Source organism: Streptomyces sp. NPDC050508, assembly GCF_040655155.1.
GTDB lineage: Bacteria > Actinomycetota > Actinomycetes > Streptomycetales > Streptomycetaceae > Streptomyces.
Genome location: NZ_JBFAJJ010000018.1, coordinates 60,198 through 85,008, shown reverse-complemented (window position 1 = coordinate 85,008; position 24,811 = coordinate 60,198). Strand labels below are relative to the sequence as shown.

The following is a 24,811-nucleotide window of genomic DNA, read 5'->3' as shown; positions in this document are numbered from 1 at the left end:
TTCGTGAAAGCGTTCACATTCACAAGCAACCCGCACGTAATACCAAGGAGAGGTAGCAGCCATGGACTGGCGTCACAACGCCGTTTGCCGCGAGGAAGACCCCGAGCTCTTCTTCCCCATCGGCAACACCGGTCCTGCGCTGCTGCAGATCGAGGAAGCCAAGGCCGTCTGCCGTCGCTGTCCCGTTATGGACCAGTGTCTGCAGTGGGCGCTTGAGTCCGGCCAGGACTCCGGCGTCTGGGGTGGTCTCAGCGAGGACGAGCGCCGCGCCATGAAGCGCCGCGCCGCTCGCAACCGTGCCCGTCAGGCCTCCGCCTGACGCCCACCCTGCTAACAGCCTGAGCTTGGCGGCGCGTACAGCGAGTACGCATCTCCCGCCCCCGAGCCGCAGCGCGCAGTACCCCCGATGCGCATAGCAACGAGCGAGCAGCCCCGGATCAGTTGATGATCCGGGGCTCTTTGCTGTCCCCGTACACCCTTTCCCCGTACGTCACTTGTGCGCCTGCACCGGCACGTCCAGGATCACCCGGGTCCCCCGCTCCGGCCCCGGCACCATGTCGAACGTGCCGCCCAACTCGCCCTCCACCAGCGTCCGTACGATCTGCAGACCCAGGTTGCCCGAGCGGTGCGGGTCGAATCCTTCGGGGAGTCCTACGCCGTCGTCCTGGACGGTGACCAGGAGGCGGGCGTCCTTCGAGGTGCCGCCGCGGACGGCCGAGACCTCGACCGTGCCCGTCTCGCCCTCGCGGAAGCCGTGTTCCAGGGCGTTCTGCAGGATCTCGGTGAGCACCATGGAGAGCGGGGTCGCGACCTCGGCGTCCAGTATCCCGAAGCGTCCGCTGCGCCGGCCGGTGACCTTGCCCGGGGAGATCTCGGCGACCATCGCGAGCACCCGGTCGGCGATCTCGTCGAACTCCACGCGCTCGTCCAGGTTCTGGGACAGCGTCTCGTGCACGATCGCGATCGAACCGACCCGTCGTACGGCCTCCTCCAGCGCCTCCCGGCCGCGCTCGGAGTCGATCCGGCGGGCCTGGAGGCGGAGGAGGGCGGCGACCGTCTGGAGGTTGTTCTTCACCCGGTGGTGGATCTCCCGGATGGTCGCGTCCTTGGTGATCAACTCCCGCTCGCGGCGGCGCAGTTCGGTGACGTCCCGGAGCAGTACCAGTGAACCGATGCGGGTGCCCTTGGGTTTGAGCGGGATCGCCCGGAACTGGATGACCCCGTCGCGTGCCTCGATCTCGAACTCGCGCGGCGCCCATCCGCTGGCGACCTTGGCGAGCGCCTCGTCCACCGGGCCCCGGGTCGGGGCGAGTTCGGCGGTGGTCACGCCCAGGTGCTGGCCGACGAGGTCGGTGGCGAGGCCCATGCGGTGGTATGCGGAGAGGGCGTTGGGCGAGGCGTACTGCACGATGCCGTCGCCGTCGAGCCGGATCAGTCCGTCGCCGACGCGCGGTGAGGCGTCCATGTCGACCTGCTGGTTCGGGAACGGGAAGGAACCGGCCGCGATCATCTGCGCGAGGTCCGACGCGCTCTGCAGGTAGGTGAGTTCGAGGCGGCTCGGGGTGCGCACGGTGAGCAGGTTGGTGTTGCGCGCGATGACTCCCAGGACGCGTCCGTCCCGTCGTACCGGAATCGACTCGACGCGGACGGGGACCTCTTCGCGCCACTCCGGGTCGCCCTCGCGCACGATCCGGCCCTCGTCGAGGGCGGCGTCCAGCATGGGGCGGCGGCCGCGCGGGACGAGGTGGCCGACCATGTCGTCCTGGTACGAGGTGGGGCCGGTGTTCGGCCGCATCTGGGCGACGGAGACATAGCGGGTGCCGTCGCGCGTGGGGACCCACAGGACCAGGTCGGCGAAGGAGAGGTCGGAGAGCAGCTGCCACTCCGAGACCAGCAGGTGGAGCCACTCAAGATCGGAGTCGTCGAGTGCGGTGTGCTGGCGTACGAGTTCGTTCATGGAGGGCACATCTGCGAGCGTACCCGCCGGTCTGTACCTGTCCTAAAAAACACCCGCGGGCCGCGGCGCCTGAGAGGGACCCTCAGCCCTCTCGGCACCGCAGCCCGGAGCAGCAACGGCCACGGGGTGTGCGGTCCCGATCGGCCGATGGATGAGGAGCCGGGGCAGTCAGGGCAGAGAGCCTCGGTTCCTCGGTCCGTCTTCCTGTGCGGGGAAGACGGAGGCTTACGCCTTAACACATTGTGGACTAGACCACTAATCCGTGTCCATGCGTTGAAGGATGTTTGATGTCGATGCTTTCCCGCACCTGTCCGCAACTACTCGGACGTCCCAGCATCCTCCGCGAAGCCTAACCGTGTTGGGTCATGTGCGGGGCCAGATGGTCATGGCAATTTCGGCGAGCGCCTCCAACTCCTGACGGCTCGCTCCGTCCCGCGCCTGCTGGGACATCCCCTGGACGACGGCCCCTGTATGCCGGGCGAGCGCGGCGGCGTCGAGGTCCGCCGGCAGCTCCCCCGCGGCGATGTCCGCTTCGATACGACGCTCGAAGGCAACGAGGTTGGCGTTGCGCCGCGCTCGCAGGGACTCCTCGACCTCGGGGCTCGTGCAGTTGGTGGCCGCGTGGATGACGAGACAGCCGTGCGGGCGGCCCGGGACGGTGTACTCGACGGCCGCCTCGCGCAGCGTCCGCGCCACGGCGGCCCGGGCGGTGGGCTCCTCGGCGAGGGCGCGGTCGGTGAAGGAGCCGTAGCGCGTGCCGTACTCCGCCACGACCTCGGCGAACAGGGCCTGCTTGTCACCGAAGGCCGCGTAGAGACTGGGCGCGCCGATGCCCATGACGCGGGTGAGGTCCGAGACGGAGGTGGCTTCGTAGCCGTGCTCCCAGAAGGCGAGGATCGCCCGCTCCAGCGCGGTCGTACGGTCGAAGGAACGTGGTCGCCCTCGCGACTTACCGGCCTTGACCTGCGGTTTCGTCTCTTCGCTGCGCACCATGGAGTGAATTGTATAGCGAGTGCTAGAGAAATGTCGGTGCGCTGCTGTACGGTCTTTTCTGTAGCGACCGCTAGCGAAATGCGGAGGGGTGTGGACATGGGGATGGACATGGGTGTGCTCGCGGGCAGGACGGCACTTGTCACGGGTGCGAGCAGGGGAATCGGGCGGGGCATCGCGGAGCGGCTGGGGAGGGACGGGGCACGGGTCGCGGTGCACTACGGCAGGAGCGAGGCGGCTGCGAAGGACGTGGTCGCGGCGATCGAGGGGGCGGGTGGCTCGGCGTTCGCGATCGGCGGGGAACTGGGTGTGCCCGGGGATGTCGAAGGGCTCTGGGCGGAGTTCGACCGGCAGGCGGACGGGCTGGACATCCTGGTGAACAACGCGGGGATCGGATCCTCCTCGCCGATCGAGGAGATAGGGGAAGAGGAGTACGACCGTGTCTTCGCGGTGAATGTGAAGGCGCCGTTCTTCCTCGTCCGGCACGGTCTGGGCCGGCTGCGGGACGGGGGCCGGATCATCAACATCTCGTCGGGGCTCGCCCGGAGCGCGGCGATGCCGCACAACATCGCGTACTCCATGACGAAGAGCGCCCTGGACGTCTTCTCCCGGGACCTGTCGAAGGTGCTCGGGCCCCGGGGCATCACGGTGAACTCGGTGGCACCGGGGCTCATAGACACGGACAACACCGCCGAGTTCCTGCACGGGAGCGAGGACGGCTGGGCGCGGGCGGCGGCCTTCTCCGCGCTGGGGCGGGTGGGAGAGACCGCCGACGTGGCGGACGTGGTGGCGTTCCTCGCGTCCGACGGCGGGCGGTGGATCACCGGGAGTTGGGTGGACGCGACGGGAGGTTCGCTGACGTAGGGACGTGGGGTCAGGGGGTCTCCGCCACCTTGATCAGCGGGTCTCCGTCACCTTGGCCAGGGCGCGGGGCGCGTCCGGGTCCTGGCCGCGGGCGATGGTGACCTCATAGGCGAGGAGTTGGAGCGGGAGGATCTCCAGGATCGGCTGGAGCTCCTCGGGGACGCCCTCGACAGGCAGGACGAAGCCGGCCGAGGCCTGTTCGACCTGGCCTGCCGGGCCGATGACGACCAGGTCGGCGCCGCGGCCACGCAGTCGGTCGAGCACGGGCTGGAGGGCGGCGCCGCCCTTGCCGTCCGTCACGACCGCGATGACCGGGGAGACGTTGTCGACCATGGCGAGGGGGCCGTGCAGCAGGTCGGCGCCGGAGTAGGCGAGGGCGGGAATGTAGCTGGTCTCCATCAGCTTGAGGGCGGCTTCCTTGGCGGTGGGATAGCCGTAGCCGCGGGAGGTGATCACCATGCGTTCGGCGAAGCGGTAGCGGGAGGCGAGGGTGCGGACCTCCTCCTGGCGGGCGAGGAGTTGTTCGGCGAGGTCGGGGAGCGCCTTGGCCGCCGCGCCGTCGCCGCCGCGAAGACCCTCGACGAAGAGATAGAGCGCGAGAAGGGAGGCCGTATACGTCTTGGTCGCGGGGAGGGCCTTCTCCGGCCCGGCCATGATGTCGATGTGGTACTCGGAGACGGCGGCCAGCGGTGAGTCCGGGTTGTTGGTCACGGCGACCGTGATCGCGCCGGCCTCGCGGGCGGCGCGGGTCGAGGCCACCAGGTCCGGGGAGCCGCCGGACTGACTGACGGTAACGACGAGGACGTCGGTCAGATCGGGGTGGGCGCCGTAGGCCGTGGTGGTCGACATCGAGGTGAGTCCGCAGGGCAGGCCGAGGCGGATCTCCAGGAGGTACTTGGCGTACAGGGCGGCGTTGTCGGAGGTGCCGCGGGCGGTGAGCAGGACGAAGCGGGGCTTGCGGGCGGCCACGTCCTGGGCGACCTGCCGGATGCGCGGGGCGCCCTCGTCCAGGATGCGGCGCAGGACGGCGGGCTGCTCGGCCATCTCGCGGGCCATGATCCGGCCGGGGAGTTCGTTCAGGGGGGCCGGGGTCGTGGCGGTCATGCGGGGTCCTCCGAAGGTCGGTCGGGGCTGCGGTGCGGTGTCCATTTCACCCCCTCTGGGGGAGGTGCGCCCCTGTGGGGCGGTTACCGGTTTTCGGACAGGCGGCGAACTCTGGGAGGCAGGACCCTCCTCTGTTAGATTGGTGCGCGGATTGGTCTAAACCACACAGCTCCTCCGGGCTCCTCGAAGTCCCCTCTGCAGAACGGCAGGCCAGCGTGGAAGTTGTCATCGTTCCGGACGCCAAGTCGGGCGGCGAGCTGATCGCCGAGGCCATGGCACAGCTGCTCCGGCGCAAGCCGGACGCCCTTCTCGGCGTGGCCACCGGGTCGACGCCGCTGCCCATCTACGAAGCGCTGGCGGCCAAGGTCCGTGCCGGGGCCGTGGACACCTCGCGGGCGCGGATCGCCCAGCTCGACGAGTACGTGGGGCTGCCGGCCGAGCACCCGGAGTCGTACCGCTCGGTCCTGCGGCGCGAGGTGCTGGAGCCGCTCGGGGTCGGGATGGACTCGTTCTTCGGGCCGGACGGGACGGCCGAGGACGTGCAGGGGGCGTGTGAGGCATACGACAGGGCGCTGGGTGAGGCCGGCGGGGTCGATCTGCAGATACTGGGGATCGGGACCGACGGGCACATCGGGTTCAACGAGCCGTGCTCGTCGCTGGCCTCGCGGACGCGGATCAAGACGCTGACCGAGCAGACACGGGTGGACAACGCGCGGTTCTTCGACGGCGACATCGAGCAGGTGCCGCACCACGTCATCACGCAGGGCATCGGCACCATCCTGGAGGCCCGGCACCTGGTGCTGCTCGCGACCGGTGAGGGCAAGGCGGACGCGGTCGCCGCGACCGTGGAGGGGCCCATCGCCGCGGTGTGCCCGGCGTCGGCGCTGCAGTTGCACCGGCATGCGACGGTCGTGGTCGACGAGGGCGCCGCGTCCAAGCTGAAGCTCGCGGACTACTTCCGGCACACGTTCGTCAACAAGCCCGACTGGCAGGGGATCTGAGGCGCGGGTTCCTCCGACGCGTACGTGCCGGTGCCGGGCTCGCTCGTGGAGAGCCCGGCACCGGTGTATTCGGAGGTGTTCCCCCGGGTCGGGGTCGCTCCCCCGGCTCATGGTCACGCGCCCGCGATGACCTCCGCCGCCGCGTGGCCGCAGACGCGGGCCGCACCGTGGGTCGCGATGTGGAGGGCGCCTCGGGGCGGGGTCTGCGGGACGCCCATCTCGACCACGACGGTGTCGGGGCGGGCCGCCAGCAGGGTGTCGAGGGTGGACGCCATCCAGGGGTGCCGGTGTTCGTCCCGGACCACGGCGACGATGCGCCGCGTGCCGGCCGCCTCCAGGGCCTCGGGTCCCGCGCCCTCCCCGGAGAAGCTGCCCGTCTCCGTGCCGGGCAGCTTCCGGGACAGTTCGGCGGCCACGCCCCAGGGGGTCTCGTCGCCGACGGCGATGTTGGCGACCGGGGTGAGGAGGGCGACGTAGGGCGGTTCGGTGAGCGGGGTGAAGCGGTCGGTGGCGGTGACCCTGAGGGCACGGCGGGCGGCGATGAGACCGATGTCGACGCGCGTCACCTCTGCCGTAGAAGCGGAACCCGTGTCCGAAGCGGAGCCCTCGTCCGAGGTGGACGCAGCCGCCCCCGAAGCCGTCCACCGGGCCAACTCCCTTACCCGCTCGGCCGCTTCGGTCAGGCGTTCCTCCGGTAGTTCGCCCGCGTGCACCGCTCCCACGAGCGCGTCCCGCAGGCGTCGTACCGTCTCGTCGTCCGCGAGGCCGCCGCCCACGCAGATCGCATCGGCGCCGGCGGCGATGGCGAGGACGCTGCCGCGTTCGATGCCGTAGGTGGCGGCGATGGCCTGCATCTCCATGCCGTCGGTGACGATGAGGCCGTCGTAGCCGAGTTGGCCGCGGAGGAGGTCGGTGAGGATGCGGAGGGAGAGGGTGGCCGGGTGGTCCGGGTCCAGGGTGGGGACCAGGATGTGGGCGCTCATCACCGCGCGGGTGCCGGCGGCGATGGCCGCGCGGAACGGGAGCAGTTCGCGCCGTTCCAGGACCGACGACTCCGCGTCGATGCGCGGTAGCGCGTGGTGGGAGTCGACCGCCGTGTCGCCGTGGCCCGGGAAGTGTTTCGTGCAGGCGGCGACGCCGGCCGCCTGGAGGCCGGTGACGTAGGCCGCCGTGTGCCGGGCGACCAGTTCCGGGTCGGCGCCGAAGGAGCGGACGCCGATGACCGGGTTGGAGGGGTTGGAGTTGACGTCGGCGGAGGGGGCCCAGTTGAGGTTCACGCCGCATGCGGCGAGGCGGCGTCCCAGCTCGTGGGCCACCGCCCTCGTCAGGTCCACGTCGTCCACCGCGCCGAGCGCGTGGTTGCCCGGGAAGGAGGAGCCGGTCCGCACCTCAAGGCGCGTGACGTCTCCGCCCTCCTCGTCGATCGCGACCAGCACGTCGTCCCGTTCGGACCGCAACTGGGCGGTCAGGGAGGACAGTTGCTCGGGCGAGGCGATGTTGCGGCCGAACAGGCCCACCGAGGCCAGGCCTTCGCCGAGGCGGCGGAGCAGCCAGTCGGGGGCCGTGGTGCCGGGGAAGCCGGGCTGCAGGACGGTGAGGGCGTCGCGCGTCAGGGTGTCGGTACCGCTGGCGAGTGTCGTCATCGGTTGCGTTATCCCTTCACAGCGCCCGCGGTCAGCCCCGCGGCCATCTTGCGCTGGACGATGAGGAACAGGACGACGATCGGCACGGCCATCATCGTGGCGCCGGCCATCATCGGGGCGTACTCGGTGCCGTGCTTGGTGGTGAAGTTGCCGAGCCAGACGGTCGCCGTCTGGTGCTCCTGGCTGAGCAGCATGAGGGCGTAGAGGTACTCGTTCCAGGCCTGGATGAAGCCGTATACGGAAGTGGCCACCATGCCGGGGGCCAGGAGCGGGAAGACCACGCGGATGAAGGCGCCGGTGCGGGAGCAGCCGTCGACCATGGCCGCCTCCTCCAGCTCCTTCGGGATGTTGACGATGAAGCCGCGCAGGGTCCACACCGTGAACGGGAGGATGAAGGTCAGGTAGGTGATGACCAGGCCGGAGAGCTTGTCGTACTGGTCGAGGTCGTTCAGGAGCAGGAAGACCGGGATGATCATCGAGACCAGCGGGACCATCTGGACCGCGAGGATGCCGACGATCACGATCTTGCGGCCCCGGAAGGCGAAGCGGGAGATCGCGAGCGCGGCCAGCAGGCCGACGATGACGCCGATCACGACCACCGACAGGGACACGATGAGGCTGCGGCCGACCGGGCCCCAGAAGTCGGCGATGTCCAGCGCCCGGCGGAAGTTGTCGAGGGTGATGCCGGTGGGCAGCAGGCTCGGGTCCGGGTCGATGGCGTCCTTCGCCGGTTTGAACGCCGTGTCGAGCATCCAGTAGAGGGGGAAGCCGACGACGACGAAGACGAGCAGGCCGACGAGGTTCCAGCCGAGCTTGGACTTCTTGCGCCCACCGGTCGTCCTCCGGGGCGCGTCGGTCGTGAGCGCGCTCATTCGACCTCTCCGATCTGAAGCATCTGACGCATGTAGACGGCGACGACACCGAGCAGCAGCACCACCGTGACCAGGGCTATCGCGGAACCCTGTCCGTAGTCGTTGACGACGAACGCGCGGTCGTACGAGTAGGTGCTGAGCAGTTGGAAGTCGGCCTCGGGGTGGCCGCCGCGCATCACGAACACCTGCGGGAAGACACCCATGTCCCAGATCACCGACAGGGTCGTGAGCATCACGATGATCGGCTTGAGGATGGGCAGGGTGACGTACCTGAAGACGCCCCACGCGCCGGCGCCGTCGAGGCGGGCGGCCTCCTCCAACTCCTGGGGGACCTGGGTGAGTCCGGCGCTGAGGGTGATCACCACGAAGGGCACCGCGCCCCAGACCACCAGCAGCATGATCACGAGGAGGCCCTGCGGTCCGCTGGCGAACCAGTTGTGGCCGACCATGTCGACGCCGGGCAACTTGCTGAGCAGGGCGTTGAAGACGCCGTAGTCCGTGTCGAAGAGCCACTTGAAGACGGTGGTCGCGACGATGACCGGCATGCCCCAACTGGCCACCAGGACAATGTTGATGAGGGTCTTCAGCCAGCCGGATACCTTCTGCTGGAGCAGCGCGAGCGCCATGCCGGCGACCATCGTGAAGATGACCGAGCCGGCCGCGAAGACGATCGTGCGGACGACGACGCCCCAGAACTCGCCGTCGCCGAGGATCCCCGAGAAGTTTTCGAAGCCGACCCACTCGGCGGGCTTGAAGCCCCACAGCTGGGACTGCCCGAAGGACTGGAAGGACAGCGTGACCAGGCGGACCAGCGGATAGCCCATGACCAGGGCGAGGATGAGCAGACAGGGGGCGAGCAGCAGCCAGGGAACCCCGGTCCCTCTCGACGTCCGCTTTCTGCGGGGTGCGTGGGGGACGCCCGGTGGCGGCGCCTGCCGCGGCGGCGGCACCTTGGCGGGGGTGGTCGTGTCGGCACTCATCGCGCGCTCCTCAGCGATCCCTCAGGTCGTACGGCCGTACGTGAGGCAGGGCCCTGCCCCGAAGAAATCCCCCGGGGTCCAACAGGGCCCTGCACTCAGATCACTTGGTGTTGATGACCTTGTCGATCGCGGCATCCGCCGTCTTCGCGGCGTCCTCGACCGACTGCTTGCCGGTGCCGATGTTCTGCAGCATGGTCTGCAGGACCTGGGCCTTCTCGACCTGGCCCCAGCCCGGTGCCATCGGGACGAACCAGTTGGACTCGGCCGCGGTGGCCGGGACCGCCGTCGCGGGGTCGCTCTTCAGCGTCGCGAGGTCGGTCTTGTTGTTGGGCAGGTTGCCCTTGGCGATCAGGCCCTTCTGGCCGGACGGACCGGTGAAGGCGTTGATCCACTCGGCGGCGAGCGCCTGCGCCTTGGACTTGACCGGGATGGCCAGGTCCGAACCGCCCAGGAACACGGGCATGTTCTTGCCGGACGGGCCGGGCATCACGAAGTTGACGAGGCTGGTCTTCAGCTTGCCGCCGGTCTTGTCGGCCTTCGGGTCGGCCGCGCTCGCGCCCTCCCAGGCGGCGCCGAAGATCATGGCCGCCTTGCCCTGGCCGTAGACGATGTAGCGGTCGGACTCGTCCTTGGTCTTGTCGCCGTGCATGTACTTGTCGATGACCGACTTCCACTCGTTGAGTCCCTTGATGGACTCGGGCGAGGAGAGGCCGGCCTTCCACTGGTCCCCGGACTGGGTGGCGATGGCGCCGCCGGCGTCGTAGACGAAGGACATGGCCGCGTACCAGTCACGGGTGGGCTGGTACCAGGCGCTGAACTTGCTGCCTTCCTTCTTCTGGATCTTGTCCAGGTCGGCGGTCAGCTCGGTGTACGTCGTCGGGGGCGCCTTGATGCCGGCCGAAGCGGCGATGTCCTTGCGCCAGTTGGCGACGCGGCCACCGGCGTAGTAGGGGACGCCGTAGGTCTTGCCGCTGTAGGTCACCGAGGCCTTGAGGCCGTCCAGCCAGGCGGAGGAGTTGGTGAACTTCGAGGCGTCGACGGGCGCGAAGGCGCCCTTCACCATGTAGCTCAGCATCTCGGTGTTGCCCATCTCGACCACGTCGGGGGCCTTGTCGGTGGCGAGGACCGCGTCGAGCTTGGTGTTCTTGTCCGGCCAGCCGTAGTACTCGTGCTTGATCTTGACGCCCGGGTGGGCCTTCTGCACGGTGGCGTCGGCCGCCTTCACCAGTGCGGGCCAGTTGTTCTGCGCGTCGACGGTGAGCCAGACGGTCAGCTCCTTGGCGTCGGCGCCGCTGTTCGAAGAGCTCTTGTCGTCGTTGCCCCCGCACGCCGCGATGGAGACCATCATGCCCGCGATACCGATCGCGGCTATCAGCTTGCGCTTCACGCCACCCTCCTCAGGGATGCCTGCCACACCTCCCGCCCAAGAGCCGGGACCTGAACCAATGGTGTAGACCAGTACCGGGAGCTTGGACCAGACCACAGGGCCTGTCAAGAGCCCCCGAAACACCCCTGACCAGCTGTTATGCGACCTACATATGCAGGAACCTTTAAGTAAGAAGGCAGCGAAAACAACGGCGCCGGAGTACTCTCTTCCGCTAGACCACTTGGCGCTGTGGACTAGACCAAAAGAGACGGCAACGGTATACAGAGGGGATCACCGAATGACCCCTGTCCGGAGCCGGGAAGGCGGAGCATGAGCACCGATGTCAGCAGTGCGGAGAACGAGGGTGGGCCCACCGTCCGCACCGCTCGTGTGCCCAAGTACTACCGCCTGAAGAAACACCTGCTCGACATGACGGAGACGCTGCCACCCGGCACGCCGGTCCCGCCCGAGCGCACCCTCGCCGCGGAGTTCGACACCTCGCGCACCACCGTCCGCCAGGCCCTTCAGGAACTGGTCGTCGAGGGCCGCCTGGAGCGCATCCAGGGCAAGGGCACGTTCGTCGCGAAGCCGAAGGTCTCGCAGGCCCTCCAACTCACCTCGTACACCGAGGACATGCGCGCCCAGGGCCTCGAACCCACCTCGCAGCTCCTCGACATCGGCTACATCACCGCCGACGACACCCTCGCCGACCTGCTCGACATCACCACCGGCGGCCGGGTCCTGCGCATCGAGCGCCTGCGCATGGCCAACGCCGAACCGATGGCCATCGAGACGACCCACCTCAGCGCGAAGCGCTTCCCCGCCCTGCGCAGGTCCCTGGTCAAGTACACGTCCCTGTACACCGCGTTGGCCGAGGTCTACGACGTCCACCTCGCCGAGGCCGAGGAGACCATCGAGACCTCGCTGGCCACCCCGCGCGAGGCCGGCCTCCTCAGCACCGACGTCGGCCTGCCCATGCTGATGCTCTCCCGCCACTCCCTCGACAAGGAGGGCAAGCCGGTGGAGTGGGTGCGCTCGGTGTACCGGGGGGACCGCTACAAGTTCGTGGCGCGACTCAAGCGGCCGCAGGACTAGGGGACTTACGCAGTAACGCTGGTTGCTCTACGTTCCCCCCGTCGCCGCATGGACGGGAGGACCACCCGGTGCGTACCGCGAACGTCCGAACCATCGTCGTCTGGACCCTCGTCGCGCTCGTCGGCGCGGCGGGCTGGTCCGTGCTCGCGCTGGCGCGGGGCGAGAACGTGTCGGCCGCCTGGATGGTCGCCGCCGCACTCGGCTCGTACGCCATCGCCTACCGCTTCTACTCGAAGTTCATCGCGTACAAGGTCCTGAAGGTCGACGGCACCCGGGCCACCCCGGCCGAACGCCTCGACAACGGCATCGACTACCACCCCACCGACCGCCGCGTCCTGCTCGGCCACCACTTCGCCGCGATCGCCGGCGCCGGACCGCTCGTCGGACCCGTACTGGCCGCGCAGATGGGCTACCTGCCCGGCACGGTCTGGATCATCGCCGGTGTCATCTTCGCGGGCGCGGTCCAGGACATGGTGGTGCTGTTCTTCTCAACCCGGCGCGACGGCAGGTCACTTGGCCAGATGGCCCGTGAGGAGATCGGCCCCTTCGGTGGCGCGGCGGCCCTGTTCGCCACCTTCGCCATCATGATCATCCTGCTCGGGGTGCTGGCCCTGGTCATCGTGAACGCGCTGGCCTCCTCGCCCTGGGGCACCTTCTCCATCGGCATGACCATCCCGATCGCCCTCCTGATGGGCTTCTATCTACGGGTACTTCGCCCCGGCCGCATCTCCGAGGTCTCCCTCATCGGCGTGGCCCTGCTGCTGCTCGCCCTGGTCGCGGGCCGCTGGGTCGCCGAGTCGTCCTGGGCCGGCACCTTCACCCTCGCGCCCTCGACGCTGGTGATCTGGCTGGTGGCGTACGGCTTCATCGCCTCGATCCTCCCCGTCTGGACCCTGCTCGCCCCGCGCGACTACCTCTCCACCTTCATGAAGATCGGCACCATCGCCCTGCTGGCGATCGGTGTCGTCGTCGCCCTGCCCGCCCTGAAGATGCCCGCCGTCACCGACTTCGCCAAGCACGGCAACGGCCCGGTCTTCGCCGGCTCGCTCTTCCCGTTCGTCTTCATCACGATCGCCTGCGGCGCCCTGTCCGGCTTCCACTCGCTGATATCGAGCGGTACGACGCCGAAGATGATCCAGAAGGAAACCCAGATCCGCATGATCGGCTACGGCGCCATGCTGATGGAGTCGTCGGTCGCGATCATGGCGTTGGTCGCCGCGAGCATCATCGACCCCGGTCTGTACTTCGCGATGAACGCCCCCTCGGGCGCGATCGGCACGACGGTGCAGAACGCCTCGCAGGTGGTGAGCAGTTGGGGCTACCACATCACCCCCGCCGACCTCGCGCAGGCCGCGAAGAACGTCGACGAGGCCAGTCTGCTGTCCCGCACCGGCGGTGCGCCCACCCTCGCGGTCGGCGTCTCGGAGATCTTCTCCAAGGTCACCGGCGGGAGTCTGCGGGCCTTCTGGTACCACTTCGCGATCATGTTCGAGGCGCTGTTCATCCTGACCGCGCTGGACGCGGGCACCCGCGTGGGCCGGTTCATGCTCCAGGACATGCTGGGGAACGTCTACCGGCCCTTCAAGAACGTGAGTTGGAAGCCCGGCCTGGCACTGACCAGCGCGATCGTGTGCGCCCTCTGGGGCTACTTCCTCTGGGTCGGCGTCCACGAACCGCTCGGCGGGATCAACCAGCTCTTCCCGATCTTCGGCATCTCCAACCAGCTCCTCGCGGCCGTCGCCCTGGCCGTCTGCACCACCCTCCTGGTGAAGTCCGGCCGCCTCAAGTGGGCCTGGATCACCGGGGTTCCGCTGACCTGGGACGCGACGGTCACCCTGACCGCGAGCTGGCAGAAGGTGTTCTCCAGCGACCCGAAGGTCGGCTTCTTCAAGCAACGGTCCGTGTTCCAGGACGCCATCGACGCGGGCAAGGTCCTGCCGCCCGCCAAGAACATGGACGACATGCACACCGTCGTCACCAACTCCACGGTGGACGGGGTACTTTCGGCCATTCTCGCGGTGCTGGTAGTGGTCGTGATCGCGGACGCCCTCCGAGTCTGTGTTCGACACGTCCGCCGCCCCGCGCTCTCCACACTGAGCGAGACGCCGTACGTGGAGTCGAAGATCGTGGCACCGGCCGGGCTGGTCCCGACCCGGGAGGAGAAGGAAGAGGAGGCGGCGGCGCGCGATGCGGTCGGCGTTCAGGCGGGCGGTTAGCGGAGTGCGGTGGTACGTCCGGGAGCTGATGGACGAGTCGGCGTACGAGCGGCATGTGGCGCACGTACGCCGGGACCACCCGGACGCGGCGGTCCCGAACCGGCGCGACTTCGAACGGATGCGGACGGACCGCCAGGAGGCCGACCCGAGGCAGGGCTTCCGCTGCTGCTGACCCCTGCTGCTGCCCCCTGCTGTTGACACCGATGTCGGGCTTTCACCGAATCGACATGCCGATATGCGGACGAGGTCTTTCGCTGCGGTGACACCGTGACCTACATTGCCTGCGCGTTACACAGGTGATCAGTGAGGGGACGGAGCCGCGAAATGTCAGATGTACCCGAAGTTCCGCCCGAAGTGGCAGCACCGGTGGTGACACCGGCGCGCGTCGTCATCGCCGTCTGCCTCATCGCGCCCTTCGTGGCGCTGCTCTGGGTCGGCTCCTACACCAAGATCGACCCCACGTTCATCGGCATCCCGTTCTTCTACTGGTACCAGATGCTGTGGGTGCTGATCTCGACGGCGCTGACCATGACCGCCTACAAGCTCTGGCAGCGTGACCAGCGCGCCCGCCACGGAGGTACCCGGTGAACGACGGCGTGAACGGCGTCGCTCTCGGCGTCTTCATCTTCTTCTTCGTGGCCGTCACGGTCCTGGGCTTCCTGGCCGCGCGCTGGCGCCGGGCCGACAGCGAGCAGAGCCTCGACGAATGGGGCCTGGGCGGACGGTCGTTCGGCACCTGGGTCACCTGGTTCCTGCTCGGCGGCGACCTCTACACGGCGTACACGTTCGTCGCGGTCCCGGCGGCGGTCTACGCGGCGGGCGCGGCCGGCTTCTTCGCCGTGCCCTACACGATCCTCGTGTACCCCCTCATCTTCACGTTCCTGCCCCGCCTCTGGTCGGTGTCGCACAAGCACGGCTACGTGACGACGTCCGACTTCGTGCGCGGTCGCTTCGGCTCGAAGAGCCTGTCGCTGGCGGTCGCGGTCACCGGCATCCTCGCGACCATGCCGTACATCGCGCTCCAACTGGTCGGCATCCAGGCCGTGTTGGACGTCATGGGAGTGGGCGGCAGCGCGAACTCCAACTGGTTCGTGAAGGACCTGCCGCTGCTGATCGCGTTCGCCGTGCTGGCCGCGTACACCTACTCGTCCGGTCTCCGCGCACCCGCGCTGATCGCGTTCGTGAAGGACGGGCTGATCTACATCGTGATCACGGTGGCGATCATCTACATCCCGATCAAGCTCGGCGGCTTCGACGACATCTTCAGCGCGGCGGGAGCCAAGTTCAAGGCGGCCGGAGCGGGCGGACTCGTCCCCGCACCGGCGGGCCAATGGACGTACGCCACACTGGCGTTGGGCTCGGCACTGGCCCTGTTCATGTACCCCCACTCGATCACCGCGACCCTCTCCTCCAAGAGCCGCAACGTGATCCGCCGCAACACCACGATCCTGCCCCTGTATTCACTGATGCTGGGCCTGCTCGCCCTGCTCGGCTTCATGGCCATCGCGGCCGGAGTCAAGGTCACCAACGGGCAGTTGGCCATCCCGCAGCTCTTCGAGAACATGTTCCCGGACTGGTTCGCGGGCGTGGCCTTCGCGGCGATCGGCATCGGCGCCCTCGTCCCCGCGGCCATCATGTCCATCGCCGCGGCGAACCTCTTCACCCGCAACATCTACAAGGACTTCATCAACCCGGACGCGACCCCCGCCCAGGAGACCAAGGTCTCCAAGATCGTCTCGCTCCTGGTGAAGGTCGGCGCCCTGGCCTTCGTCCTCACCATGGACAAGACGGTCGCGATCAACTTCCAGCTCCTGGGCGGCATCTGGATCCTCCAGACCTTCCCGTCCCTGGTCGGCGGCCTCTTCACCCGCTGGTTCCACCGCTGGGCCCTGCTGGCCGGCTGGGCGGTCGGCATGATCTACGGCACGTTGGCGGCCTACGGGGTGGCGTCTCCGACCCAGGACCACTTCGGCGGCTCGTCCAAGAAGATCCCCGGCATCGGCGAGATCGGCTACATCGGCCTGACGGCATTCGTCCTGAACGTCGCCGTGACGGTGGTGCTGACGTTCGCCTTGAAGGCGTTCAAGGCCCCCGAGGGCATCGACGAAACCAGCCCCGCCGACTACACGGCAGACGCAGGCGACCCGGGAGTAAAAGAGGAGCTCCCTGTGATCGCCGGCCACTAAGACCCCCTAGGGGCGCGGGGAACTGCGCGACCAGCCACACACGACCCGCAGCGGGCCGCCGAAAAGCAAGACCATCGGCGGCCCGCTTTCGTACACACTCACCTACATGGACATCCTCATCCGCCGAGCCAACCCCACCGAATACGAACCCCTCGGCACCCTCACAGCCCACGCCTACCTGGACGACGGCCTCCTCGACTACGGCGAGACCGACCCGTACCTCCCCGTACTGAAGGACGTAGCAAGCCGAGCCGCAGCCGCCGAAGTCCTCGTCGCGATGGACGGCGACCACCTCCTCGGCGGTGTCACCTTCGTCCAAGGCCCCGGCCCCGTGGCCGACATCGCCCGCCCCGGCGAGGCAGAGATCCGCGCACTAGCAATCGCCCGCGCCGCCCGCGGCCGAGGCGCCGGCGAGGCCCTGGTCCGCGCCTGCATCGACCGCGCCCGAGCCACAGAAGCCTGCACAGCCATCGTCCTGTCGACCCAACGCTCGATGCACGCGGCCCACCGCATCTACGAACGCCTGGGTTTCGTCCGCACACCCGACCGGGACTGGAATCCCGTGCCGCATCTGGACGATCTCACTCTGCTCACCTACAAGCTGACGCTCTGAAACCACCGCGACACAACATCTGGTGGTGGCGTGACGGGCGGGCACAAGATGTATGCTCATGCTCGCTGTCGCCGCAGGGGAATCCGGTGCGAATCCGGAACTGTCCCGCAACGGTGTACTTACGTGCATATGCACGTATGGTCAGTCCGAGGACCTGCCGACAGCTCGCGTCCGGCCACCCGGCCAGGGCGCATGACGTCCGGGCCTCGTGGAGTGGGCCGGTGGACGCGACGCCCCGCGCGCTCGTGTACTGCCGCCTGCCCTCCGCAAGGCCCCGTGCCGAGCGAGGGAGAGCCCCACCGTGACCATCGCGCCAGCAGAGCCGGCATCAGCGACCCAGGCGAACGAGGCGACCGTAGCGACCGCGACCGGAACCGACGTTCCTGGTACGGCCGTTCCCGGAGCGACCGTTCCCGGAGCCGACGGCCCCGGTACCGCGATCCTGCGGACCCTGACCGAGCTGACCGCCGACCTTCCCGACGCCGACCCCGGCCGGGTCGCCGCCGCCACGTTGCGCGGCCGGTCCACGCACGCGGACGTGACGGAACTGCGCGAACTGGCCACGGAGGCTGCCGCCGGCCTCATCTCCGAGGACCCGGTCTACTCCCGGCTGGCCGCGCGCCTGCTGACGATCAGCATCGCCGCCGAGGCCGCCTCCCAGGGCGTCACGACGTTCACCGAGTCCGTCTCGGTGGGCCACCGCGAGGGCCTCATCGCCGACCGCACCGCCGAGTTCGCCCGGCTGCACGCGGCCCGCCTCGACGCGCTGGTCGACACCGAGGGCGACGACCGCTTCGGCTACTTCGGTCTGCGCACCCTCTACAGCCGCTACCTCCTCCGCCACCCGATCACCCGCAAGGTCATCGAGACCCCCCAGCACTTCATGCTGCGTGTGGCGTCCGGCCTGGCGGAGGACGACAGCACCCGCGCCCTGGACGAAGTGGCCGCGCTCTACCGCCTGATGAGCCGCCTGGACTACCTCCCGTCCTCCCCCACCCTCTTCAACTCCGGCACCCGGCACCCCCAGATGTCGTCCTGCTACCTCCTCGACTCCCCGCTGGACGAGCTGGACTCCATCTACGACCGCTACCACCAGGTCGCCCGCCTCTCGAAGCACGCCGGCGGCATCGGACTGTCGTACTCCCGTATCCGCAGCCGCGGTTCGCTGATCCGCGGCACGAACGGGCACTCCAACGGCATCGTCCCGTTCCTGAAGACGCTGGACGCCTCGGTCGCCGCGGTGAACCAGGGCGGCCGACGCAAGGGTGCCGCCGCGGTGTACCTGGAGACCTGGCACTCCGACATCGAGGAGTTCCTGGAGCTGCGGGACAACACCGGTGAGGACGCCCGTCGTACGCACAACCTGAACCTGGCGCACTGGATCCCGGACGAGTTCATGCGCCGGGTGAACGAGAACGGCGACTGGTCGCTGTTCTCCCCCGCCGACGTGCCCGAGCTGGTCGACCTGTGGGGCGACGAGTTCGACGCCGCGTACCGCAAGGCCGAGGCGCAGGGGCTCGCCAAGAAGACCATCCCGGCCCGTGACCTCTACGGCCGCATGATGCGCACCCTCGCGCAGACCGGCAACGGCTGGATGACCTTCAAGGACGCGGCCAACCGCACCGCCAACCAGACGGCCGAGCCGGGCCACACCGTCCACTCCTCCAACCTCTGCACGGAGATCCTGGAGGTCACGGACGACGGCGAGACGGCGGTCTGCAACCTGGGTTCGGTGAACCTCGGCGCGTTCGTCACGAATGGCGAGTTGGACTGGGAGCGGCTGGACGAGACGGTCCGTACCGCCGTCACCTTCCTCGACCGTGTCGTGGACATCAACTTCTACCCGACCGAGCAGGCGGGCCGATCCAACGCCCGCTGGCGCCCGGTCGGCCTGGGCGCGATGGGCCTCCAGGACGTCTTCTTCAAGCTGCGCGTCCCCTTCGACTCCCCGCAGGCCAAGGCCCTTTCCACCCGTATCGCCGAGCGCATCATGCTCGCCGCGTACGAGGCCTCCGCCGACCTCGCCGAGCGCAACGGCCCGCTCCCGGCCTGGGAGAAGACCCGTACGGCCCGGGGTGTCCTGCATCCCGACCACTACGACGTGGAACTGACCTGGCCCGAGCGCTGGTCGGCACTGCGGGAACGTATCGCCCAAACCGGCATGCGCAACAGCCTGTTGCTGGCGATCGCCCCGACCGCCACCATCGCCTCGATCGCGGGCGTGTACGAGTGCATCGAGCCGCAGGTCTCCAACCTGTTCAAGCGCGAGACGCTGTCCGGCGAGTTCCTCCAGGTCAACTCCTACCTGGTCGACGAGTTGAAGCAGCTCGGCGTGTGGGACGCCCGCACCCGTGAGGCGCTGCGTGAGGCCAACGGCTCGGTGCAGGGCTTCAGTTGGATCCCGGCGGACGTGCGCGCCCTGTACCGCACCGCGTGGGAGATCCCGCAGCGCGGCCTGATCGACATGGCCGCCGCCCGCACGCCGTACCTGGACCAGTCGCAGTCCCTGAACCTGTTCCTGGAGACGCCGACGATCGGCAAGCTCTCCTCGATGTACGCGTACGCCTGGAAGCAGGGCCTGAAGACGACGTACTACCTGCGCTCACGCCCCGCGACCCGCATCGCCCGCGCGGCCCAGGCCCAAGCCCAACCCACCCTCCCCGTACAGCAGTTGACCCCCGACGAAGACGCGGTCGCCTGCTCCCTGGAAAACCCCGAGTCCTGCGAGGCCTGCCAGTAATGACCACCGAAGCCAAGAACCTTCTCGACCCGGGCTTCGAGCTGACCCTCCGCCCCATGCGCTACCCGGACTTCTACGAGCGCTACCGGGACGCGATCAAGAACACCTGGACCGTCGAGGAGGTCGACCTCCACTCGGACGTCGCCGACCTCGCGAAGCTGACGCCGGGTGAGCAGCACATGATCGGCCGGCTGGTCGCGTTCTTCGCGACGGGCGACTCGATCGTGGCGAACAACCTCGTGCTGACGCTGTACAAGCACATCAACTCCCCCGAGGCGCGGCTGTACTTGAGCCGCCAGCTCTTCGAGGAGGCCGTGCACGTCCAGTTCTACTTGACGCTCCTCGACACCTACCTCCCCGACCCGGAGGACAGAGCGGCGGCGTTCGACGCGGTGGAGAACATCCCCTCCATCCGCGAGAAGGCCGAGTTCTGCTTCAAGTGGATCAACGAGGTCGAGAAGCTGGACAGCCTCCAGACCCAGGCCGACCGCCGCCGCTTCCTCCTCAACCTGATCTGCTTCGCCGCATGCATCGAGGGCCTGTTCTTCTACGGCGCGTTCGCGTACGTCTACTGGTTCCGCAGCCGGGGTCTCCTGCACGGTCTCGCCACCGGCACCAACTGGGTGTTCCGCGACGAGACCATGCACATGAGCTTCGCCTTCGAAGTGGTCGACACCGTCCGCAAGGAGGAGCCGGAGCTGTTCGACGACCAGCTCCAGCAGGAGGTGACCGACATGCTGCGCGAAGCCGTCGAGGCGGAGCTGCAGTTCGGGCGCGACCTGTGCGGTGAGGGTCTGCCGGGCATGAACACCGACTCGATGCGCCAGTACCTGGAGTGCGTCGCGGACCAGCGCCTCCAGCGGCTGGGCTTCGCCCCGGTCTACGGCTCCGAGAACCCCTTCTCCTTCATGGAGTTGCAGGGTGTGCAGGAGCTGACCAACTTCTTCGAGCGCCGTCCGTCGGCGTACCAGGTCGCCGTGGAGGGCACGGTCGACCTCGACGAGGACTTCTAGCCCTCGTCGAGTCCTCGTCGGACGAGGGCGCATAGCCTTCTTTATCTGCCTCTTACTTCGCGGACGGCCCATGGAGCTTCCATGGGCCGTCCATGGAGTTTCTATGGAGCGGCAAAGTTCATGAGGCGCGTCTGTTCGCGGTCTCGTCACCCCGGCTACGTTCTGCCCGTCCTGTTCATGTCATTCACGGCGACCCCACAGGACGTTCAAAGTGTCATGCCCATGACGACGTCTACCGCCGCCGCTACGCGCGTCACAGGCCTGCCACCACGCCGAGGAACCCCACTCCAACGATGGAGGCAGTACCCCCATGCGTGAGAAGCCCAGACGGAGTCTGCGAAGACTGCTGACCGCCGCCATACCCGCCCTCACCCTCAGCGTCTTCGGGCTCGCGGCGGCCTCCCCCGCCGACGCGCAGCCCGCCCCGCAGGCAGTCGCCCAATCCGCCCAGGTCTCCAAGGTCACCCAGAACTCCAAGGCCCTGACCTCCCCCGCGGCCCAGGCCGTCCACTCGACCGGCAAGGCCGGGCAGAAGGTGCCGACCGAGCACCTGTGCGCGACCGCGGCTCCGGGCCAGGCGGCCTGTTTCGCCCAGCGGCGCACCGACATCAAGCAGAAGCTGGCCTCCGCGGTGAAGGCGGACGCCGCCGCCGCGGTCTCCGGCCTCAGCCCGGCCAACCTGCACAGCGCGTACGCGCTCCCCTCGACCGGCGGCTCCGGCCTGACGGTCGCGGTGGTCGACGCGTACAACGACCCCAACGCGGCCTCGGACCTGGCCACTTACCGCTCCAACTTCGGCCTGTCGGCCTGCACCGTGGCCAGTGGCTGCTTCAAGCAGGTCAGCCAGACCGGCTCGACCACGTCCCTGCCGACGAACGACAGCGGCTGGGCGGGCGAGGAAGCGCTCGACATCGACATGGTCAGCGCGGTCTGCCCGAACTGCAACATCATTCTGGTGGAGGCCAGTTCGGCCACCGACTCCGACCTCGGCACCGCCGAGAACGAGGCCGTCACCCTGGGCGCGAAGTTCGTCTCCAACAGCTGGGGCGGCTCCGAGTCCTCCTCGCAGACCAGCGAGGACACCTCGTACTTCAAACACCCGGGTGTCGCGATCACCGTCTCCTCCGGTGACAGCGCCTACGGCGCCGAGTACCCGGCGACGTCCCAGTACGTGACGGCAGTCGGCGGCACCGCCCTCTCCACCTCCTCCAGCACCCGCGGCTGGACCGAGTCCGTGTGGAAGACCAGCAGCACCGAGGGCACCGGTTCCGGCTGCTCGGCGTACGACTCGAAGCCGAGCTGGCAGACCGACACCGGCTGCACCAAGCGCATGGAGGCCGACGTCTCCGCCGTGGCCGACCCCGCCACCGGCGTGGCCGTCTACGACACCTACGGCGGCTCCGGCTGGGCGGTCTACGGCGGCACCAGCGCCTCGTCCCCGATCATCGCGGGCGTCTACGCGCTGGCCGGCACCCCGGGTTCCAGCGACTACCCGGCGAAGTACCCCTACTCCCACACCAGCAACCTGTACGACGTCACGAGCGGCAACAACGGCTCCTGCTCGACGAGTTACTTCTGCACCGCGGGCACCGGCTACGACGGCCCGACCGGCTGGGGCACCCCGGACGGCACCGCCGCCTTCACCTCCGGCACCACCACGGGCAACACGGTGACCGTCACCAACCCGGGCAGCCAGTCCACCGTGACCGGCTCCACGGCCAGCCTGCAGATCTCGGCCACGGACAGCGCGAGCGCGACCCTCACCTACAGCGCGAGCGGGCTGCCGACCGGCCTGTCGATCAGCAGCTCGACCGGGCTGATCTCCGGCACCGCGTCCACCGCCGGCACGTACGCCGTGACGGTGACCGCGACCGACTCCACCGGCGCCTCCGGCTCGGCCTCCTTCACCTGGACGGTCAGCACCTCCGGCGGCGGCACCTGCACCTCGTCCCAGCTCCTGGGCAACGCGGGCTTCGAGTCCGGCAACACGACCTGGACCGCGAGCAGCGGCGTCATCACCAACTCCAGCAGTGAGTCCGCACACGCGGGCTCGTACTACGCGTGGCTCGACGGCTACGGCTCGACCCACACCGACACGCTCTCCCAGTCGGTGACGATCCCGTCCGGCTGCACCGGCACGACCTTCACCTTCTACCTGCACGTCGACACCGCGGAGACCACCACCAGCACGGCTTACGACAAGCTGACGGTCACCGCCGGATCCACCACCCTGGCCACCTACTCCAACCTCAACGCGGCCAGCGGATACGTCGCGAAGTCCTTCAGCCTGTCCTCCTTCGCCGGATCCACCGTCACGCTGAAGTTCAGCGGCGTCGAGGACTCCTCCCTCCAGACCAGCTTCGTCCTCGACGACACCGCCGTGACGACCAGCTGACCTCCTCATGAGCTGGACCCCGGTCGTCTCGCAGCGGCCGGGGTCCTGTCATGTCCACGGATAATTCACAGTTCACGAGGGATCCGGATGCGTCCGTGACACGTCAAAGGACCAAAGGAGGCCCCCATGCGTCGATCGATTCTTGGTCCGTCCCTCGCCGTCGCCACCCTGGCGCTCGCCCTCGCGGGCTGCGGCACGACGTCCGACACCGGCAGCGCCAGTGTGTCGCCGTCGTCGTCCCCCACGCCGAGCAAGACCCGGTCGGCCTGTACGGCGAAGGAGACCCTCGCCGCCACCGACAGCAACGGCACGTTCTGCCTGACGACCGGCAACACCGTGCGGATCCTGCTGGACGGGACGACCGCCCGGCCCTGGACGCCGGTCAAGACCGCCGGCAGCGGCCTGGAGGCCACCAACAGCGGGATCCTGATCCGGCCCGGCGACGCGAGCAACGCGTTCAAGGCGGTCTCGGCCGGAACCGTGAAGCTCACGTCGTCCCGGCCGCTGTGCGCGACGGCCCCGCACAAGATCTCGTGCAAGGGCATTCAGGAGTGGTCGGTCACCGTCGTGGTGTCGAAGTGATCATCCGGTGGGCCGTCCGGATCTGACGGTCGATGCGCCGGTCGTGCGCGATACCGAGCAGCGACGGGAAGGTCACGGCCACGAAGGCGGCGACGACGACGAGGAGGGCGATGAGGTTGTCCACGGCTGCGTTCATGGACATGAGTCTCGTCCTTTTGACTCCTTACCGTGAGTGGCAGGACTGCCGTACACCCTCGATTTACTGCCAGTCGTGGCGCACACTGGCACCATGCTGACGAACGTGGCCGTGGTCCTGCTCGACGGAGTGCACCCCTTCGAACTCGGCGTCGTCTGCGAGGTGTTCGGCCTCGACCGCAGCGATGAGGGCCTGCCGGTCTACGACTTCGCGGTCGCCTCGGCCGAGGGCCCGACGCTCACCACCCACGCAGGCTTCTCCCTGACCGTCGAGCACGGTCTGGAGCGCCTGGAGAGCGCGGACCTCATCGCCGTTCCGGCCGGTGCGACCTACGCGGCCCGGGAGTACCCGGAGGCACTGCTCGACGCCCTACGACGGGCCGTGGACCGGGGTGCCCGGGTGCTCAGCGTCTGCTCGGGCGTGTTCGTGCTGGCCGCCGCCGGGCTGCTGGACGGACGCCGGTGCGCGGTGCACTGGCATCACGCCGAGCTGCTCGCCCGCCGGTATCCGAAGATCGTCGTAGAGCCGGATGTGCTGTACGTCGACGCGGACCCGGTGATCACCTCGGCGGGCACCGCGGCCGGCATCGACGCCTGTCTGCACATCGTGCGCAAGGAGCAGGGGCCGGAGGTCGCCAACGCCATCGCCCGGCGCATGGTCGTACCGCCGCACCGCGACGGCGGCCAGGCCCAGTACATCGAGCGGCCGCTGCCGCGCTCGCAGTGCGACACCGTGGGCGAGGTGCTGGTGTGGATGGCGGAGCACCTCGACGAGGAGGTCACCGTCGAACAGCTCGCCGCCCGCGCCCTCATGTCACCGCGGACCTTCGCCCGGCGCTTCCAGCAGGAGACCGGGACCACGCCGTACCGCTGGATCCTGCGTCAACGGGTGCTGCTGGCCCAGCAGTTGCTGGAGGGGACGGACGAGACGATGGACACGATCGCCTGGCGGGCCGGCTTCGGCACCGCGCCCGCCCTGCGCCACCAGTTCGTCCGCGCCCTGGGCACCACCCCGAACGCCTACCGACGCACGTTCAGGGGCCCGGAAGCCGCCTGAAC

Annotated in this window: 22 protein-coding genes and 1 riboswitch; of the genes, 14 read left to right on the top strand and 8 right to left on the bottom strand. The window is 68.7% G+C overall.

Annotated features, from left to right (window positions below; translation table 11 throughout):
* Window positions 1-61: 61 nt before the first annotated feature.
* Entirely contained in the window at window positions 62-319 is a 258-nt protein-coding gene (locus AB0I69_RS38640; RefSeq protein ID WP_006142322.1) for a WhiB family transcriptional regulator, read from the top strand.
* A gap of 171 nt (window positions 320-490) precedes the next feature.
* Here AB0I69_RS38640 and AB0I69_RS38635 read toward each other — a convergent pair whose 3' ends face one another.
* Together AB0I69_RS38635 and AB0I69_RS38630 are read right to left on the bottom strand one after the other, a co-directional pair.
* Complete coding sequence (locus tag AB0I69_RS38635; RefSeq protein ID WP_266867674.1) at window positions 491-1,957, bottom strand: PAS domain-containing sensor histidine kinase; 1,467 nt, start codon at window positions 1,955-1,957, stop codon at window positions 491-493.
* 363 nt (window positions 1,958-2,320) lie between these two features.
* Window positions 2,321-2,950, bottom strand: a complete 630-nt coding sequence (locus AB0I69_RS38630; protein ID WP_363100429.1) for a TetR/AcrR family transcriptional regulator — start codon at window positions 2,948-2,950, stop codon at window positions 2,321-2,323.
* Between the two features lie 108 nt (window positions 2,951-3,058).
* Between AB0I69_RS38630 and AB0I69_RS38625 the strand changes: the two genes are divergently transcribed.
* Window positions 3,059-3,811, top strand: a complete 753-nt coding sequence (locus AB0I69_RS38625; RefSeq protein WP_363100521.1) for an SDR family oxidoreductase — start codon at window positions 3,059-3,061, stop codon at window positions 3,809-3,811.
* Window positions 3,812-3,844: 33 nt separating this feature from the next.
* Here the strand turns inward: AB0I69_RS38625 and AB0I69_RS38620 are convergent, their stop codons facing one another.
* On the bottom strand, window positions 3,845-4,915 hold the full coding sequence (locus tag AB0I69_RS38620) for an SIS domain-containing protein (RefSeq protein ID WP_363100428.1): 1,071 nt from the start codon (window positions 4,913-4,915) through the stop codon (window positions 3,845-3,847).
* 215 nt (window positions 4,916-5,130) lie between these two features.
* Here AB0I69_RS38620 and nagB point away from each other — a divergent pair, with 215 nt between their 5' ends.
* Window positions 5,131-5,916: a glucosamine-6-phosphate deaminase gene (gene nagB, locus AB0I69_RS38615; protein WP_363100427.1), complete on the top strand. Its 786-nt coding sequence runs from the start codon at window positions 5,131-5,133 to the stop codon at window positions 5,914-5,916.
* A gap of 113 nt (window positions 5,917-6,029) precedes the next feature.
* Here the strand turns inward: nagB and AB0I69_RS38610 are convergent, their stop codons facing one another.
* The 4 genes from AB0I69_RS38610 to AB0I69_RS38595 form a co-directional block, all read right to left on the bottom strand.
* Complete coding sequence (locus AB0I69_RS38610) at window positions 6,030-7,559, bottom strand: glycoside hydrolase family 3 protein (RefSeq protein ID WP_363100426.1); 1,530 nt, start codon at window positions 7,557-7,559, stop codon at window positions 6,030-6,032.
* An 8-nt stretch (window positions 7,560-7,567) separates the two neighbouring features.
* Window positions 7,568-8,431 carry a carbohydrate ABC transporter permease gene (locus AB0I69_RS38605; protein ID WP_363100425.1) on the bottom strand — a complete coding sequence of 288 codons (864 nt, stop codon included), beginning with the start codon at window positions 8,429-8,431 and terminating at the stop codon, window positions 7,568-7,570.
* A complete protein-coding gene (locus tag AB0I69_RS38600; RefSeq protein WP_363100424.1) occupies window positions 8,428-9,411 on the bottom strand; it encodes a sugar ABC transporter permease in 984 nt (327 codons plus the stop codon). Before AB0I69_RS38600 ends, AB0I69_RS38605 begins: the two co-directional genes overlap by 4 nt.
* Before the next feature lie 100 nt (window positions 9,412-9,511).
* Window positions 9,512-10,798: an extracellular solute-binding protein gene (locus AB0I69_RS38595; RefSeq protein ID WP_363100423.1), complete on the bottom strand. Its 1,287-nt coding sequence runs from the start codon at window positions 10,796-10,798 to the stop codon at window positions 9,512-9,514.
* A 309-nt stretch (window positions 10,799-11,107) separates the two neighbouring features.
* Between AB0I69_RS38595 and AB0I69_RS38590 the strand changes: the two genes are divergently transcribed.
* The 10 genes from AB0I69_RS38590 to AB0I69_RS38545 all read left to right on the top strand — a co-directional run bounded on the left by AB0I69_RS38590 (window position 11,108) and on the right by AB0I69_RS38545 (window position 23,617).
* On the top strand, window positions 11,108-11,872 hold the full coding sequence (locus AB0I69_RS38590) for a GntR family transcriptional regulator (RefSeq protein WP_363100422.1): 765 nt from the start codon (window positions 11,108-11,110) through the stop codon (window positions 11,870-11,872).
* Between the two features lie 68 nt (window positions 11,873-11,940).
* Complete coding sequence (locus AB0I69_RS38585) at window positions 11,941-14,088, top strand: carbon starvation CstA family protein (protein WP_363100421.1); 2,148 nt, start codon at window positions 11,941-11,943, stop codon at window positions 14,086-14,088.
* Complete coding sequence (locus AB0I69_RS38580; RefSeq protein WP_363100420.1) at window positions 14,060-14,260, top strand: YbdD/YjiX family protein; 201 nt, start codon at window positions 14,060-14,062, stop codon at window positions 14,258-14,260. The genes AB0I69_RS38585 and AB0I69_RS38580 overlap by 29 nt, the downstream gene beginning before the upstream one ends.
* Window positions 14,261-14,412: 152 nt before the next feature.
* On the top strand, window positions 14,413-14,676 hold the full coding sequence (locus tag AB0I69_RS38575) for a DUF3311 domain-containing protein (RefSeq protein WP_363100419.1): 264 nt from the start codon (window positions 14,413-14,415) through the stop codon (window positions 14,674-14,676).
* On the top strand, window positions 14,673-16,274 hold the full coding sequence (gene mctP / locus AB0I69_RS38570; RefSeq protein WP_363100418.1) for a monocarboxylate uptake permease MctP: 1,602 nt from the start codon (window positions 14,673-14,675) through the stop codon (window positions 16,272-16,274). The genes AB0I69_RS38575 and mctP overlap by 4 nt, the downstream gene beginning before the upstream one ends.
* A gap of 106 nt (window positions 16,275-16,380) precedes the next feature.
* The gene (locus AB0I69_RS38565; protein WP_363100417.1) at window positions 16,381-16,887 is read left to right on the top strand and encodes a GNAT family N-acetyltransferase; all 507 of its coding nucleotides are present in this window, start codon (window positions 16,381-16,383) and stop codon (window positions 16,885-16,887) included.
* A gap of 17 nt (window positions 16,888-16,904) precedes the next feature.
* Window positions 16,905-17,064: riboswitch (cobalamin riboswitch) on the top strand.
* 262 nt (window positions 17,065-17,326) lie between these two features.
* Window positions 17,327-19,627: a ribonucleoside-diphosphate reductase subunit alpha gene (locus AB0I69_RS38560; RefSeq protein WP_363100520.1), complete on the top strand. Its 2,301-nt coding sequence runs from the start codon at window positions 17,327-17,329 to the stop codon at window positions 19,625-19,627.
* Entirely contained in the window at window positions 19,627-20,640 is a 1,014-nt protein-coding gene (locus AB0I69_RS38555) for a ribonucleotide-diphosphate reductase subunit beta (RefSeq protein WP_318018734.1), read from the top strand. The genes AB0I69_RS38560 and AB0I69_RS38555 overlap by 1 nt, the downstream gene beginning before the upstream one ends.
* A gap of 310 nt (window positions 20,641-20,950) precedes the next feature.
* Complete coding sequence (locus AB0I69_RS38550; RefSeq protein WP_363100416.1) at window positions 20,951-23,035, top strand: putative Ig domain-containing protein; 2,085 nt, start codon at window positions 20,951-20,953, stop codon at window positions 23,033-23,035.
* A 126-nt stretch (window positions 23,036-23,161) separates the two neighbouring features.
* Complete coding sequence (locus AB0I69_RS38545; protein WP_363100415.1) at window positions 23,162-23,617, top strand: hypothetical protein; 456 nt, start codon at window positions 23,162-23,164, stop codon at window positions 23,615-23,617.
* On the opposite strand, the gene AB0I69_RS38540 is transcribed toward AB0I69_RS38545, so the two are convergent.
* Window positions 23,595-23,759, bottom strand: coding sequence for a hypothetical protein (locus AB0I69_RS38540; protein ID WP_363100414.1), 165 nt, complete (start codon window positions 23,757-23,759; stop codon window positions 23,595-23,597). The genes AB0I69_RS38545 and AB0I69_RS38540 overlap by 23 nt on opposite strands.
* 87 nt (window positions 23,760-23,846) lie before the next feature.
* Between AB0I69_RS38540 and AB0I69_RS38535 the strand changes: the two genes are divergently transcribed.
* Window positions 23,847-24,809 carry a helix-turn-helix domain-containing protein gene (locus AB0I69_RS38535; protein WP_363100413.1) on the top strand — a complete coding sequence of 321 codons (963 nt, stop codon included), beginning with the start codon at window positions 23,847-23,849 and terminating at the stop codon, window positions 24,807-24,809.
* Window positions 24,810-24,811: the final 2 nt, after the last annotated feature.